The organism is Micromonospora sp. WMMD956, assembly GCF_029626125.1.
GTDB lineage: Bacteria > Actinomycetota > Actinomycetes > Mycobacteriales > Micromonosporaceae > Micromonospora > Micromonospora carbonacea.
The window spans coordinates 3,351,988-3,365,064 of record NZ_JARUBI010000005.1 but is presented as its reverse complement, the minus strand read 5'-3'; the positions used below and the strand labels follow the sequence as shown (position 1 = coordinate 3,365,064).

The 13,077-nt window shown below is 74.9% G+C and carries 16 protein-coding genes; 5 read left to right on the top strand and 11 right to left on the bottom strand.

Translation table 11 applies throughout. The features are described from left to right. Positions 1–216 precede the first annotated feature (216 nt). From O7628_RS15530 to O7628_RS15520, 3 genes are all read left to right on the top strand, one after another. Complete coding sequence (locus tag O7628_RS15530; RefSeq protein ID WP_278131380.1) at positions 217–1,116, top strand: SDR family oxidoreductase; 900 nt, start codon at positions 217–219, stop codon at positions 1,114–1,116. Between the two features lie 86 nt (positions 1,117–1,202). Then, positions 1,203–1,658 carry an ATP-binding protein gene (locus tag O7628_RS15525; RefSeq protein ID WP_278131378.1) on the top strand — a complete coding sequence of 152 codons (456 nt, stop codon included), beginning with the start codon at positions 1,203–1,205 and terminating at the stop codon, positions 1,656–1,658. 110 nt (positions 1,659–1,768) lie between these two features. Next, positions 1,769–2,536: a GAF and ANTAR domain-containing protein gene (locus O7628_RS15520; RefSeq protein WP_278131376.1), complete on the top strand. Its 768-nt coding sequence runs from the start codon at positions 1,769–1,771 to the stop codon at positions 2,534–2,536. 15 nt (positions 2,537–2,551) lie between these two features. On the opposite strand, the gene O7628_RS15515 is transcribed toward O7628_RS15520, so the two are convergent. Next, positions 2,552–2,851 carry an STAS domain-containing protein gene (locus O7628_RS15515; RefSeq protein ID WP_278131375.1) on the bottom strand — a complete coding sequence of 100 codons (300 nt, stop codon included), beginning with the start codon at positions 2,849–2,851 and terminating at the stop codon, positions 2,552–2,554. Between the two features lie 250 nt (positions 2,852–3,101). Continuing rightward, complete coding sequence (locus tag O7628_RS15510; protein ID WP_278131373.1) at positions 3,102–4,013, bottom strand: DUF3152 domain-containing protein; 912 nt, start codon at positions 4,011–4,013, stop codon at positions 3,102–3,104. Positions 4,014–4,212: 199 nt separating this feature from the next. On the opposite strand from O7628_RS15510, the gene O7628_RS15505 reads away from it, so the two are divergent. Continuing rightward, entirely contained in the window at positions 4,213–5,517 is a 1,305-nt protein-coding gene (locus O7628_RS15505; protein WP_278131371.1) for a DUF2786 domain-containing protein, read from the top strand. Positions 5,518–5,583: 66 nt separating this feature from the next. On the opposite strand, the gene O7628_RS15500 is transcribed toward O7628_RS15505, so the two are convergent. The 7 genes from O7628_RS15500 to O7628_RS15470 all read right to left on the bottom strand — a co-directional run bounded on the left by O7628_RS15500 (position 5,584) and on the right by O7628_RS15470 (position 10,939). Next, positions 5,584–6,003 (bottom strand): hypothetical protein, encoded by a 420-nt coding sequence (locus tag O7628_RS15500; RefSeq protein ID WP_278131369.1) that lies wholly within the window; start codon positions 6,001–6,003, stop codon positions 5,584–5,586. A 23-nt stretch (positions 6,004–6,026) separates the two neighbouring features. Beyond that, positions 6,027–6,356, bottom strand: coding sequence for a helix-turn-helix transcriptional regulator (locus tag O7628_RS15495; protein WP_278131367.1), 330 nt, complete (start codon positions 6,354–6,356; stop codon positions 6,027–6,029). An 81-nt stretch (positions 6,357–6,437) separates the two neighbouring features. Then, the gene (locus tag O7628_RS15490; protein ID WP_278131365.1) at positions 6,438–6,953 is read right to left on the bottom strand and encodes a hypothetical protein; all 516 of its coding nucleotides are present in this window, start codon (positions 6,951–6,953) and stop codon (positions 6,438–6,440) included. 152 nt (positions 6,954–7,105) lie between these two features. Continuing rightward, positions 7,106–7,279, bottom strand: a complete 174-nt coding sequence (locus tag O7628_RS15485) for a CsbD family protein (protein WP_043961622.1) — start codon at positions 7,277–7,279, stop codon at positions 7,106–7,108. A gap of 74 nt (positions 7,280–7,353) precedes the next feature. Continuing rightward, positions 7,354–9,612 carry a heavy metal translocating P-type ATPase gene (locus O7628_RS15480; protein WP_278131363.1) on the bottom strand — a complete coding sequence of 753 codons (2,259 nt, stop codon included), beginning with the start codon at positions 9,610–9,612 and terminating at the stop codon, positions 7,354–7,356. A gap of 12 nt (positions 9,613–9,624) precedes the next feature. Further along, the gene (locus O7628_RS15475) at positions 9,625–10,698 is read right to left on the bottom strand and encodes a hypothetical protein (protein WP_278131361.1); all 1,074 of its coding nucleotides are present in this window, start codon (positions 10,696–10,698) and stop codon (positions 9,625–9,627) included. 31 nt (positions 10,699–10,729) lie between these two features. Beyond that, the gene (locus tag O7628_RS15470) at positions 10,730–10,939 is read right to left on the bottom strand and encodes a heavy-metal-associated domain-containing protein (RefSeq protein WP_178063103.1); all 210 of its coding nucleotides are present in this window, start codon (positions 10,937–10,939) and stop codon (positions 10,730–10,732) included. Between the two features lie 149 nt (positions 10,940–11,088). On the opposite strand from O7628_RS15470, the gene O7628_RS15465 reads away from it, so the two are divergent. Further along, a complete protein-coding gene (locus O7628_RS15465; protein ID WP_278131358.1) occupies positions 11,089–11,391 on the top strand; it encodes a metal-sensitive transcriptional regulator in 303 nt (100 codons plus the stop codon). A gap of 209 nt (positions 11,392–11,600) precedes the next feature. On the opposite strand, the gene O7628_RS15460 is transcribed toward O7628_RS15465, so the two are convergent. Further along, positions 11,601–12,290: a DUF305 domain-containing protein gene (locus tag O7628_RS15460; RefSeq protein ID WP_278131356.1), complete on the bottom strand. Its 690-nt coding sequence runs from the start codon at positions 12,288–12,290 to the stop codon at positions 11,601–11,603. Between the two features lie 84 nt (positions 12,291–12,374). Then, entirely contained in the window at positions 12,375–13,043 is a 669-nt protein-coding gene (locus O7628_RS15455; RefSeq protein ID WP_278131353.1) for a hypothetical protein, read from the bottom strand. Positions 13,044–13,077: the final 34 nt, after the last annotated feature.

Here is a 13,077-nt window from a genome sequence, read left to right as displayed (position 1 = left end):
CGTTACGCCGGTCGACCCGTCCCGCTGCCCCTGGACTTGCCTCGCCCCGGCCGGAACACGGAACACGGTAGCGGTCCGGACGACGGCGGGTGAGCGCCCCCCTGCCGCCCGGGCCGCCCGGCCGGACCGCGATTGTCATCAGGTGAGGTGATTGGGCGTGTCCGACCGGGGAAGTCCAGTGGTGTACCACCGGCCCCGGAGGAAAGGGATGCGGCCGTGACCCACGACCAGTACGACAGGCAGGACCCCCAGGAGCAGTTTCCCGCCCCCGACGAGCAGACCGGCGGACAGCAGTCGGCCCCCGGGCGGACCGGACGGATGCCCGACACCCCCGACCACGGCGAGGACAGCTACCGGGGCACCGGCCGGCTGACCGGCAAGCGGGCCGTGATCACCGGCGGGGACTCCGGCATCGGCCGCGCGGTGGCCATCGCCTTCGCCCGGGAGGGCGCGGACGTGCTGATCACCTACCTGCCGGAGGAGAAGGACGACGCCGAGGAGACCGCCCGCCTCGTCCGTGCCGCCGGCCGCACCGTGGTCACCGTGCCCGGCGACATCCGCGAGGAGGAGCACTGCGCGGAGATCGTCCGGCGGGCCGTCGACGAGCTGGGCGGGCTGGACATCCTGGTGAACAACGCCGCACACCAGATGGCGCAGGAGGGCGGCATCACCGACATCACCACCGAGCAGTTCGACCGGGTCCTCAAGACCAACCTGTACGCGCTGTTCTGGCTCTGCAAGGCCGCCGTGCCGCACCTCGCGCCCGGCTCCACGATCATCAACACCGCGTCGATCCAGGCGTACCAGCCCTCCCCGCAGCTGCTCGACTACGCCACCACCAAGGCCGGCATCGTCAACTTCACCAAGGGGCTGGCGCAGAACCTGGCCGACCGGGGCATCCGGGTCAACTGCGTGGCGCCGGGGCCGGTCTGGACGCCGCTGATCCCCGCCACCATGCCGGAGGAGGCCGTCGAGTCGTTCGGCCAGGACGTCCCGCTGGGCCGGGCCGGCCAGCCGGCCGAGCTGGCCCCCGCGTACGTCTTCTTCGCCTCGCAGGAGTCCAGCTACGTCACCGGCGAGGTGCTCGGGGTGACCGGCGGCAAGCCGCTGGCCTGACCGCGGCCCCCCGGCCGGGCCCGTCGGGCGACGGGGCCCGGCCGGGGGGCCGTGTGAACGACGAGCACGCAGGGTACTGCCCGGTCATGGGATCGCTGCGGACGTCGCCGCCACCGCCCCGGGCCGTCGAGATGCGGACCTGGGCCCTGGCCAGTGGGGCGGAGCTGCGCGGCCTGCGCGCCTCGCTGCACGAGGCGTTGACCGGCCACGCGCTCGCCGAGGGTGAGGAGCTCGACGACATTCCCGAACGGATCGTGCTCGTCGCCACGGAACTGGCCACGAACGCCCTGCTGCACGGGCTGCCGCCCACCACCGTCCGGCTGCTCCGCGACGACGACCTGTTCATCCTCGACGTCGCCGACCACGACCTGACCACCGTGCCCGAGCTGGCCGACACCCGCCCGCTGGGGGCCGGCGGCCGCGGCCTCCAGCTCGCCCGGGCCTTCTCCCTGGACGTCGGCTGGTACGCCACCCACGACACGAAGCACATCTGGGCGTCCTTTCCCCGGCGGGAGGCCGGGGAGGCGGGCGGCGCCCGCTGACGCCGACGGGCGTCCGCCGGCGGTGGGTCGCCGGGGATTGGCCGGACGGCCGCCCGGGTATCGGTCCGGGGCCGTCGGCGCGGAAGGAAACGGCGGCGGAAGGGGTCGTCGTGAACGTCGAGAGCCGCCCGGACCCGGTCCGGCCACGCCGGATCAGGGCCACGTCGAGCCGTCGACCCCGCGCCACCGGCCCGGACGACGCCCTCGCCGCCCGCCTCGCCGAGGCCGCCCGCGTCCTCCAGGACGAACCCGGCCTCGACGCCACCCTCGACGGGATCGTCCGGTGCGCCGTCGGGACCGTGCCGGGCGCCTGGCACGCCGCGATCACCGAGGTCGAGGGCCGGCACCGGGTGGTGACCAGCGCGGCGACGGGCAATCTGGTACGCCGGGTCGACCAGGCGCAGTACGACACGGGTCAGGGGCCCTGCCTGACGGCTCTCTTCGAGCACCGCACCGTGCGGATGCCCGACGTCGCCGCGGAGACCCGCTGGCCGGAGTTCGTCCGCCGGATCGACGGGCTGGGCGTGCGCAGCATGCTGTCGTTCCAGCTCTACCTGGCCCGGGACAGCCTCGGCGCACTGAACCTCTACGCGCGTGAGCCGGGGGCGTTCACCGACGAGTCGGAGCGGGTCGGGGTGCTCTTCGCCGCGCACGCGGCGGTGGCGATGGGGAACGCCCGGAAGCTGGCGCAGCTCTCCCAAGCGCTGGACGTGCGGGACCTGATCGGCCAGGCGAAGGGGATCCTGATGGAACGGCACCGGCTCACCGGGGAACAGGCGTTCGCGCTGCTCGTGCGGGCCAGCCAACGGCTCAACGTGAAGCTGCTCGACGTCGCCCGCGACCTCATCGAGACCGGCGAGCTGGTGGACGTGCCCTGACCGGGCGTCGCGCCGTCAGCGGGCCGGCGTGGGGTCGTCAGCGGCCTCGGCGGAGACGCCCAGGCCGAGCAGCTCCAGCACCCCGGTGATCTCCAGCACCCGGTGGACGGTGGGCCGCACGTCGGCGAGGGTGAGCCGGCAGCCCAGGTCGGCGGCCCGGCCCTGGGCCCGCAGCAGCACCAGGATGCCGGAGGAGTCGAGGAACCGGACGCCGCCGAAGTCGAGCTCCAGGGCGGCCGGCGGCGCGCCGTCGAGCAGCGCGGCGAGGACCACGGCCAGCTCGCCCGAGGTGGCGATGTCGATCTCCCCGGTCACGACGAGTCGTCCCCGGCCGTCGGCGACCGTGAGCGGGCCGATCGACAGGCCACCGGGGGGCGGTGGCGAAACGGGCAGTGGTGTGACGGGGCCCAACGGGAACTCCCCTGATCGGCCGCCGGCAGCGATCCCTCGTAGCAGAAGGCAGGTGCCGGTCGTCCCCCAGCGTAACGGGCATCCCCGCCGATCGCACTCACCCACCGTGGCGGCGGTACGCCCGCCCGGCGGACGGCCGCCGGGGCGGACGCCGTCACCAGCCGGCCGGCACCGGGTCGTCGTACTGGCCGGGCGGGCCGGTGAAGACGGCACCGTCCACCTCGGGCCAGGGATTGGGGAGGCAGCCGTGCAGGCCCAGGGTCTGCTGCTGCATCACCGGGGCGGGACCCCCGGCGCCCGGGCACAGCTCGTGCCCCCGGCCGAGCCGGTGGCCCACCTCGTGATTGAGCAGATACCGGCGGTAGGAGGCCAGGTCGCCGTCGAACTGCGGCACGCCGCCCGCCCAGCGCGCCACGTTGATCACCACCCGGTCGCCGTTGCGGCAGGACGTGTAGTGGTCGGTGACGTCCCCGCAGAGGACGCCCCGGGTCACCGGGGTGGTGAGCGCGACGGTGAAGTCGGCCGGGTCGCCCGGGCCGACGCGTTGCAGCCGCCACCGGCCCGCCCCGGTCCACCCCCGGGGGTCGGCGAGGATCGCGCCCACCTCCCGGCCGAACCGTTCCACGTCGACGCCGTCGATGCCCTCCTCCACGGTCACCCGGTACCGCAGCAGCTCACCGGAGCGCCCGGCGACGGCCCCCCGCAGGGTGGCGGCGCGGAAGTCGCCCGTACCCCGGGGTGGGAAGGTGATGTCGGCCGGCGCCTGCGCGGTCGGGGTCGCGGACCGGCCCGGGGCCCGGGTGGTCGGCGCGGCGAGGGTGGGCGCGGCGACCCCCGCGGCGGCGACCGGCCGGCCCGCCTGGTCCGGCCCGCCCCGGCGGACGGCCCCGGCGCCGGCCGTCGCCAGCGCCACCACGGCCAGGGCGACGCACGCGACCAGCGGCCCGTTCCGGGTGGCGGCGCGCCGCCGGCGGTGCCCGCCCGGGCCGGACCTGCCATGGGTACGACTCGACAACTCGCGCTCCGTCCCGTCGATCCGCTGTCGGCGCACGGGCGGATTCCGCACCCGTGCACGGATGGATACGGACGGCGACCCGCTGCGGATGAGGCGTCCGGCGGTCATTTCACCGGCGGTGGGGCGCTCCCGCCCGGCCGGCGCTGCTGCGGCGGTACGGTTTCCCGGCGGACCGGTTCCCGGCCGAACCTGTCGACCGGCTCCGCCCCGGCCAGCGGACGTTGCGCCACCCGACCCTGAGGAGCAGCTCGTGCCGGACGCCAACGCCCTGGACGCCGAGGCCCTGGTCGCCGACGCCCTCGCGGCGGCGCGCGGCACCGACGTGCGCGCCGCCGAACGGCAGTTGGACCGCCTGGTGGTCGGCGGCGGCGTGCCGGACGGGCCGGCGGCCGTCGACGCGGCCCTGACCGCGCGCCTGGTGCGCGGCGTGGGCCGGCTCTGGCCCCGGGGCTGGCAGCCCGTCGACCTGGTCCGCATCGCGACCCGCCGGCTCGGCCCGGCGGCCGGGCGGCTCGTGGCCGACCTGGCCGCCGCCCAGCGCAGGGTCCAGCCCGAGCCGGTGCCGCTCTGGTGGGACGACCAGCTCGCCGGCCTCGACGCGGCCGTGTGGTGGGACGACGACCGGCGACACCTGACGGCCTGGGCGGCCCGGGAGGGCACCGACCGGATCGCCGCCCTGCGCGCCGCCGTCGACGTGCTGGCGCTGGTGGAGGGGCTGCCGCCGATCGCGGTGCTGCGCCCGCCGCCCGGCGTGACCGCCCCCGCCGCGGCCGTCGGGCGCGGCGGCAGCGGGTCGCGGATGCTCGACCGGGTGCGGGCGCTGCTGGCCAAGGCCGAGTCGACGACCTTCCCGGCGGAGGCGGAGGCGCTGACCGGCAAGGCGCAGGAGCTGATGGCCCGGCACAGCATCGACGCGGCCCTGGTCGAGGCGGCGGCCGAGCGGGGCGACGCGCCCGGCGGCGTGCGGCTGGGCACCGAGCCGCCGTACCCGGGGGCGAAGGCGCTGCTGGTGCAGGAGGTGGCGGCCGCGAACCGGTGCGAGTCGGTGTGGTCCGACGACCTGGGCTTCGCCACGGTGCTCGGTTTCCCCGCCGACCTGGCCGCCGTCGAGCTGCTCTACACGTCGCTGCTGGTGCAGGCCACCGCCGCCATGCTGCGGGGCCGCACCGAGCGCCGGACGCGCGGCGGCAGCCGGCGCACGAAGGCGTACGACGAGTCGTTCCTCAACGCGTTCGCGCTGCGCATCGGCGAGCGGCTGCGGGCCGCCGCCGACGAGGCGGGCCGGGAGGCCGCCCGGGAACAGGGTGGGGAGCGGCTGCTGCCGGTGCTCGCCTCCCGCGCGACCGCCGTGCGGGAGCGGCTGGACGACCTCTTCCCCGGGGTGACCAGCAAGCGGCTCACCGTCGCCGACGAGGAGGGCTGGGCCTCCGGCACCTCCGCCGCCGACCGGGCGACGCTGCACCCGGGCGGATCCGCCCCGGCCCGGGTGTCGGGCGCGGCGCACCGGCCCCGGCCCCCCGCCGGGACGCGCCGGCGGGGCCCGGCCGACAGGTGAGGCGCACACCGGGCAACACCTACTGCTGGAGTCGGCCGGGGACCGGGCCGCAACCGAGCGGCGGCACTACATCTCAGACATGTACACCCGCACCATCTCAGCCAACAGGTGAAGCACGGGAGGCCAATCTGGCCAAGGGGATAGCGCGGTTATCGCCGACCCCGGGCTACCAAGAACGAACCCGATGCCGCAGGCACCGGCGGCGATCAACGCCGATGAGGCAAGACGGACAGCAAAGCTCGGAGCTGCCAACCGCTTGACAAGACCAAGGGACGAGCGCAGAGCACCCACAGCCAGAAAATGGAATGCCGTCACAAGCTTGAGAAACCCGCCAGGCTGGCTTTCAACGATCGACTGCCATTCCTCGACGTATACGGCGCGACTCTCGGCATCGCAGGTCCACAAGCGCGCGGCGAACGGAACGAGTCGCCACGCCAACCAGGCTGACAGAGAAGATGCTCCGTTCACAATCAGGCTGAGAACCATTGCACTTACGATCTCCCGAAGGCTCACGCTTGACACCCGAAGGCAGGGCGGGGGTATGCGTTGGAGGGCCGCGGCCGACGGGATGCCAGAAGGCTGCGCGCCTCGACGACTCCCAAGGGGGTCAACCGATAGAAGCGCCGTCGAGGCCTGCTCTCGTCGGACCGGAGCACCTCCCACCGGCCCTCGACCCACTCGGAGGCCGCTAGACGCTCCAGAATCTTGTAGATGGTTGGTCCAGACCTTCGCGTAGCCTTCATGATCGCCCAGCCGTGGAGATCATGATCCTCGGCGACAAGCAGGACTTCGAGAACGTCCAACAGCGGCTGGGTCACCCTGGTCGGTCCATGTGACATGGCTTAACGATACTAGGTGAAATAAGCCCGCGTACAGAGAAGCCTAGCGGCCACCCAACGTTCTTCCTCCCTAGGCCGACGTCAGGCGTGGCACTCCCGGGCCAGCTTCGGCGGGATGTCGACGAACGTCTCCCCCAGCCACTTCGCCGGGCTGGCGGCCTTCGCGCCCCCGTCGAGCTGCTTCGCGACGTCCCCGATCAGCTTCTCGATCTCCGGGTCCTCGGCGCGCGCCGCCTGCCTGCGGACGTCGCCGGCCAGCCCCGCGATGGTCCGCTTGAGCCGGTCGTTGAGCTCGTCGGGGGTGGTCTCCTTGTCCTTGGTGGCGGCGGCCGAGTCCGTGGCGAGCTTCTTGCTGCCGGCGAGGATCAGCCGGTCGACCTCCCCGCACACCTCGGCGGTGTTGGCGGCGGTCACGGCGGGCGTGGACGCGGACGGCGTCGAGGTGGCGGCGAACGGCTCGACGGAACCGGTCGGGGCGTCGGCGGTGGGCGCGGCGGTGGCGGGACCGGCCGCCGGATCGTCTGCGGTGTCGTCGGACTGGCAGCCGGCGGCCAGCGCGAGCAGGGCCACCAGGGCGGCGGCGCGGAGCGTGGTCACGGCAGGACGAGACATGTTCTCCCCGTTCGGTGGTGGGACCGTCCCAGCATGCCGGTCGCCGTCCACCCCGGGCGCACCGGCTCGCCGCAGCACAGACGCGCGCCGGGCCGGCAGGAGGGGCCGGTCCGGCGCGCGCGACGGGACGTACGGAATCAGCTCTTGAAAGCGTCCTTGATCTTCTCGCCGGCCTGCTTGAGGCTGGCCTTGGCCTGGTCGTTGCGGCCCTCGGCCTCCAGGCGCTCGTCGTCGGTGGCCCGCCCGGCGCCCTCCTTCAGCTTGCCGGCGGCGTCCTCGGACGCGTTGGCGATCTTGTCGTCGAAACCCATCATGAACCTCCAACGTCCTGGTCACTGGGGTGGTGCAACACCCATCCAGTACCCCGACGTGGCCCGCCAAACCCTCAACCGACGCGGGCCGGCCGGAAGCGGCGCAGGCGGAGGCTGTTGGCGACGACGAAGACCGAGGAGAACGCCATCGCCGCCCCCGCGATCATCGGGTTGAGCAGGCCGGCGACGGCCAGCGGGAGGGCGGCCAGGTTGTAGGCGAACGCCCAGAACAGGTTGCCCTTGATGATCGCCAGGGTGCGGCGGGACAGCCGGATCGCGTCCACGGCGGCGGTCAGGTCGCCCCGGACGAGGGTCAGGTCGCTGGCCTCGATCGCCACGTCGGTGCCGGTGCCCATCGCCAGGCCCAGATCGGCCTGGGCGAGGGCGGCGGCGTCGTTGATCCCGTCGCCGATCATCGCCACCGTCCGGCCGGCGGCCTGGAGCTGCTTCACCACGTCGACCTTGTCGGCGGGCAGCACCTCGGCGGTCACCTCGGCGATGCCGACCTCGGCGGCCACCGCCCGCGCCACCGTGGCGTTGTCGCCGGTGAGCAGGATCGGCGTGAGGCCGAGGGCGCGCAGTCCGGCGACGGCCGCCGCGCTTGTCGGTTTCACCACGTCGGCCACCGCGAGCATCCCCCGGGCCCGGCCGTCCCAGCCGGCCAGCACGGCCGTCCGGCCGGCGGCCTCCGCGCCGGTCACCGCCCGTTCGATCTCCTCCGGTACGTCGAGTCCGCGCTCCCGCAGCAGCCGGGGCCGCCCGACGGTCAGCTCGCGGCCGTCGACCGCGCCGGTGACGCCGAGCCCCTCCACGGTGGCGAAGCCGGTCACCGGGGCGAGCGGGCCGGCGTCGGCGGCCCCGGCTGCCACGGCGCGGGCGACGGGGTGCTCGCTCGCGGCCTCCAGCGAGCCGGCGAGCCGGAGCAGCGCGGCCCGGTCCTCGCCGTCGGCGGCAACCACGTCGACCAGGGCCATCCGGCCGGTGGTGACGGTGCCCGTCTTGTCCAGCACCACCGTGTCGACCTGCCGGGTGGATTCCAGCATCTCCGGGCCCTTGATCAGGATGCCGAGCTGCGCACCGCGCCCGGTGCCGACCAGCAGGGCGGTCGGGGTGGCCAGGCCGAGGGCGCACGGGCAGGCGATGATCAGCACCGCCACGGCGGCGGTGAACGCGGCCGCCGGGCCGGCCCCCGCGCCGAGCCACCCGCCGAGGGTGCCGGCGGCGAGCGCGATCACGATCGGCACGAACACCCCGGAGATCCGGTCGGCCAGCCGCTGCACGGCCGCCTTGCCGGTCTGGGCCTGCTCGACGAGCCGCGCCATCTGGGCGAGCTGGGTGTCGCCGCCGACCCGGGTCGCGGTGACCACCAGTCGGCCCCCGGCGTTCACGGTCGCGCCGACGACGGTGTCGCCGGGACCGACCTCGACCGGCACGGACTCGCCGGTGAGCATGCTGGCGTCGACGGCCGAGGTGCCCTCGTCGACCACCCCGTCGGTGGCGATCTTCTCGCCGGGGCGGACCACGAACCGGTCCCCCACGGCGAGCCGGTCCACCGGGACCCGGGTCTCCACGCCGTCGCGCAGCACGGCGACGTCCCGCGCGCCCAGCTCCAGCAGGGCGCGCAGCGCGGCGCCGGCGGTCCGCTTGGCGCGGGCCTCGAAGTAGCGGCCGGCGAGGATGAACACCGTCACCCCGGCCGCCGCCTCCAGGTAGATGTTGCCGGCCCCGTCGGTGCGGGTGATGTCGAGCCGGAACGGGTGGGTCATCCCCGGCTGGCCGGCGTCGCCGAGGAACAGCGCCCACAGCGACCAGCCGAACGCGGCCAGGGTGCCCAGCGACACGAGGGTGTCCATGGTTGCCGCGCCGTGGCGCAGGTTGACCAGCGCGGCCCGGTGGAACGGCAGTCCGCCGTAGACCACGACCGGGGCGGCCAGGGTCAGCGACAGCCACTGCCAGTAGTCGAACTGCCAGGCCGGGATCATGGCGAGCACGACCACCGGCACGGCCAGGGCCACGGACACCCAGAGCCGGGTACGCAGCCCGCGCAGCTCGTCGACCGGCTCGGCGACGGTGGTGGCGGGCGGCTCGGGCGGGGGCGGCAGGGCGGCCGTGTAGCCGGTCTTGGTGACGGTCGCGATCAGGTCGTCGGGGGTGACGTTGCCGGGGTACGAGATGGTGGCCTTCTCGGTGGCGTAGTTGACCGTGGCGGTCACGCCGTCCATCCGGTTGAGCTTCTTCTCGATCCTCGCGGCGCAGGACGCGCAGGTCATGCCGCCGATCGCCAGCTCGATGCGGTTCGGTGCGACCGGTAGCGGTCGCGTGGGCGAGCTCATCGCTGCCTCCCGTCAGTCGTGCCCGTGCCCGGGGACGCCGTGGCCGGCGTCGGCGGTCGGGGTGCTGGTGGCGGCCGGTGTGCCGGTCGCCGTCGGTGTGCCGGTCAGCGTCGGCGCGCCGGTCGCCCTCGGTTCACCGGTCGTGGCCGGTGCGCTGGACGCCGTCGGTGCGCCGGTCGCCGTCGGTCCGCCCGACGCGCCGGGGCCGGCGGGGGTGTCGGCGACGACGGTGAACTCGGCGGTGCGCACCGCGTCGCCGTGCCGGAAGTCGAGGTAGAGCCGGTAGGTCCCGGCCGAGGGGAACTCGGCGGAGAACGTGACCGCCGGCCCGGCCGCGGTCACCCCGTCGCCGGGCGCGCCTGCCGGATGCACGTGCAGGTACGCCAGGTCGCCCTGGCGCAGGGCCACCAGGTGCCCGTACGCGCCGAGGTACGGCTGGAGGTCGGTGACCGGCGTGCCGTCCCGGCTGACGGTCAGGGTGAGCCGGCTGGCCCGGCCGGGCTGGGCCGTGCCGGCCAGGGTGACGGTGTAGCCGTCGACGGTCGTGGCGGTCGTCGGCGGCGGCAGCGGCCGGGCGGCGAGCGCGCCGGGGACGGCGACGTCGACGCCGAGGGTCAGCGCCGGCCCGCCGGCCGGGGTGAAGTCGGCGAACGCCCGCCAGACGCCGGGGCCGGCGAGCGGGGACGTCACCCGCCAGGTGCCGTCCGGCCCCGCCTCGGGGTGGACGTGCCGGAAGCCGGAGAGGTCCCGCCGGGCGACGATCAGGTGCATCCGCTTGTCGTGCGCGACCTCGTAGCGGGTGACCGGCCGCCCGTCGGGGCCGGTGATCCGGAAGGCGAACTCGCCAGCCGGCGCGGCCAGCGGGGCGAGGGTGTAGCCGCGGTCGGAGACGAGCAGCCCGCCGGGCAGGTGGGCGGTGGGGGCGTCCCCGGTGTCGGCCCCGGTGGTGCCGCTGGCGTGGTCGGCGTCGTGGCTTGTGTCGGCAGCGGGGGTGACGGGGCCGACCACCTGGCCGACCCCGTACGCCGCGCCGAACACCGCGGCCAGGCCGAGGGCGAAACCGCTCAGCTTCGTCGCCGTGTTCATCGGGTGCCTCGTTCTCTCCGCAGGGGCGGCGTCACGCGCCGACGAGGGTGTATCCGGCCTCGTCGACGGCGGCGCGCACGGTTTCGGTGTCCAGCGGGTTGTCGCTGGTGACGGTGACCCGGCCGCCCTCCAGGTCGACCTTGACGTTGGTGACGCCCTCGATCGCGCCGACCTCGGTGACGACCGAGCCGGCGCAGTGCCCGCAGCTCATCCCCCGCACCTCGTACGTCGTGCTGACCATCGCTCTCTCCTTCCGCTGCACCTCACGTTACCCCCGGGGGGTAATCGGGAGGCGGGCCGGTCGCCTTCGAAACGCCGGCGATACCGGGTGGGGGTATCTGGCGCAGGGAACCGTACCATACCCCCAAGGGGTATGCTAACCTCGGCCGCATGACCGGACCCGCGCCCACCCCGACCCGGGGGTACACCGCCAGCAAGGACCAGTTGCTCGCGCGGCTCCGCCGCGTGGAGGGTCAGGTCCGTGGCATCGAGAAGATGGTCGACGAGGACCGCTACTGCATCGACGTGCTCACCCAGATCTCCGCGATCCAGGCGGCCCTGGACAAGGTCGCCCTCGGCCTGCTCGACGGGCACGCCCGGCACTGCATGCACGAGGGCGCCGTCGAGGGCCGGGCCGACGCGATGGCCACCGAGATGATGGCCGCCGTCGGCCGCCTCATGAAGCGCGGCTGAACCCGCCCGGCCCGACTGACTGACGCCCCCGGCCCTGCTGGCCCCGCACGCCCCACTGACCCCGCCCGGCCTGATTGACCCCGCCCAGCCCGGCTCGGGGCTCGCCCCGCGCGCCGGCAGGCGCTTGATCGACTTCATGTCGGCGACATGGGGGCATCCCGAGCTGCGGATACCCCCACCTCGCCGGCATGACGCGTGGTGCCCGGCCGTCAGAGCCCGGCGAGGATCTTCCTCATCTGGTCGATCTCGCCCTGCTGGCTGGTGGCGATCTGCTGGGCCAGCGCCTTGGCAGCAGGGTTCGTCCCCGCAGCCAGTTCCTCCCTCGCCATGGCGATCGCGCCCTCGTGGTGGGCGATCATCATGGTCAGGAACTGCCGGTCGAAGTCGACGCCACGCGCGCCGGCCAGCTTCGTCATGGCCGCCTCGGACATCATCCCCGGCATCTCGTGGTCCATCTCCGGCATGCCGTGCCCGTGCCCCGGGGCGGGCGACGGGACCGGCCGGCCCCACCCGGTCAGCCAGCCGGTCATGGTGGCGATCTCCGGTGCCTGGGCGGCCTTGATCGCGGCGGCGAGCCGCTTGACCTCCGGGTGGGCGGCGCGGGTCTCGGCCAACTCGGCCATCTCCACGGCCTGCCGGTGGTGCGGGATCATCATCTGGGCGAACATCACGTCGGCGTCGCCGAACGCAGCCGCCCCGCGCGTCGGAGTCCCGGCGGCAGTGGCACCAGCCGTGGTGGTGCCGGCCGTGGTCGTGCCGGCGGTGGTCGTGCCGGCGGCGGCCGGCTCGTCGTGGCTGGGCGAGCCGTGCTCGGTGGAGCCGCAGGCGGCCAGGCCGAGGACGGCGGTCAGGGCCACGCCGGCAAGGGCGACGCGGCGCGCGAACATACGAGTAGTCATGGTGGATCCTTCGGTCTCGGTCACGTACGTGGGCAGGACGGAGACACGGGTCACCGGCGGAGCCGGGCACCGCGCCGGGGCGTCCTACGTACGCGACACCGAGACCTCGGCAAGCCGAAGGCCGAGCGGGCGGGGTGGCGGGGCGCGCGGTCCGGCGGGCCCGCCATCGGGCCGCCTGCCGGGCGGACCGGCCGCCCGGGCCCCGGTCAGCAGGAGCACGGCGACGAGCAGGGCCGCCCCGAGCGCGCCGAGCACCGCCAGGCAGGCGCTCCACCCGGACGGCCCGTCGGCGCGACCACCGTCCGGCAGCAGCCGGGCGGACGCGCACCCACCAGCCGGACAGCCGGCGCGGGCACCCAGGGCGACGACGGCGACCACTCCACCGACGCGGACGGCCACTCCACCGACGGGGACGGCCACTCCATCGGCGAACGCCCGGAGCGCGTCCGCGCCCCCGGCAAGCGCCACGGGAACAGCCGCGCCGCCGGCGAGCGGCACAGGGACAACCGCGCCGCCGGCGAGCGCCACAGGGACACCCATTCCGTCGGCGAGCGCCACGGCCCCACCCGCGCCGTCGGCGAGCGCCGCCGGGGCCGGGTGGGCGTTGCGCGGGGTGGCCCCGTCGTGGCCGGAGTGGGTGCCGCCGGAGTGCGCGCCGTGGCCGAGGGTGTGCATGGCGGCGAGGCCGATCAGGGTGCAGAGCAGCAGCGCCAGGCGGCCCCACCGCCCGCCCGCCACCGCCCTCGTCCGCACACCACCACGCTAGAGCCTCGGCTGAGGTCGACCC

Excerpts from the sequence above, each read along its gene's own strand:
- O7628_RS15525 (WP_278131378.1), top strand. The coding sequence starts at position 1,203 with ATGGGATCGCTGCGGACGTCGCCGCCACCGCCCCGGGCCGTCGAGATG.
- O7628_RS15460 (WP_278131356.1), bottom strand. The coding sequence starts at position 12,290 with ATGACTACTCGTATGTTCGCGCGCCGCGTCGCCCTTGCCGGCGTGGCC.
- O7628_RS15495 (WP_278131367.1), bottom strand. The coding sequence starts at position 6,356 with ATGTCACATGGACCGACCAGGGTGACCCAGCCGCTGTTGGACGTTCTC.
- O7628_RS15500 (WP_278131369.1), bottom strand. The coding sequence starts at position 6,003 with ATGGTTCTCAGCCTGATTGTGAACGGAGCATCTTCTCTGTCAGCCTGG.
- O7628_RS15475 (WP_278131361.1), bottom strand. The coding sequence starts at position 10,698 with ATGAACACGGCGACGAAGCTGAGCGGTTTCGCCCTCGGCCTGGCCGCG.
- O7628_RS15470 (WP_178063103.1), bottom strand. The coding sequence starts at position 10,939 with ATGGTCAGCACGACGTACGAGGTGCGGGGGATGAGCTGCGGGCACTGC.
- O7628_RS15485 (WP_043961622.1), bottom strand. The coding sequence starts at position 7,279 with ATGGGTTTCGACGACAAGATCGCCAACGCGTCCGAGGACGCCGCCGGC.
- O7628_RS15465 (WP_278131358.1), top strand. The coding sequence starts at position 11,089 with ATGACCGGACCCGCGCCCACCCCGACCCGGGGGTACACCGCCAGCAAG.
- O7628_RS15480 (WP_278131363.1), bottom strand. The coding sequence starts at position 9,612 with ATGAGCTCGCCCACGCGACCGCTACCGGTCGCACCGAACCGCATCGAG.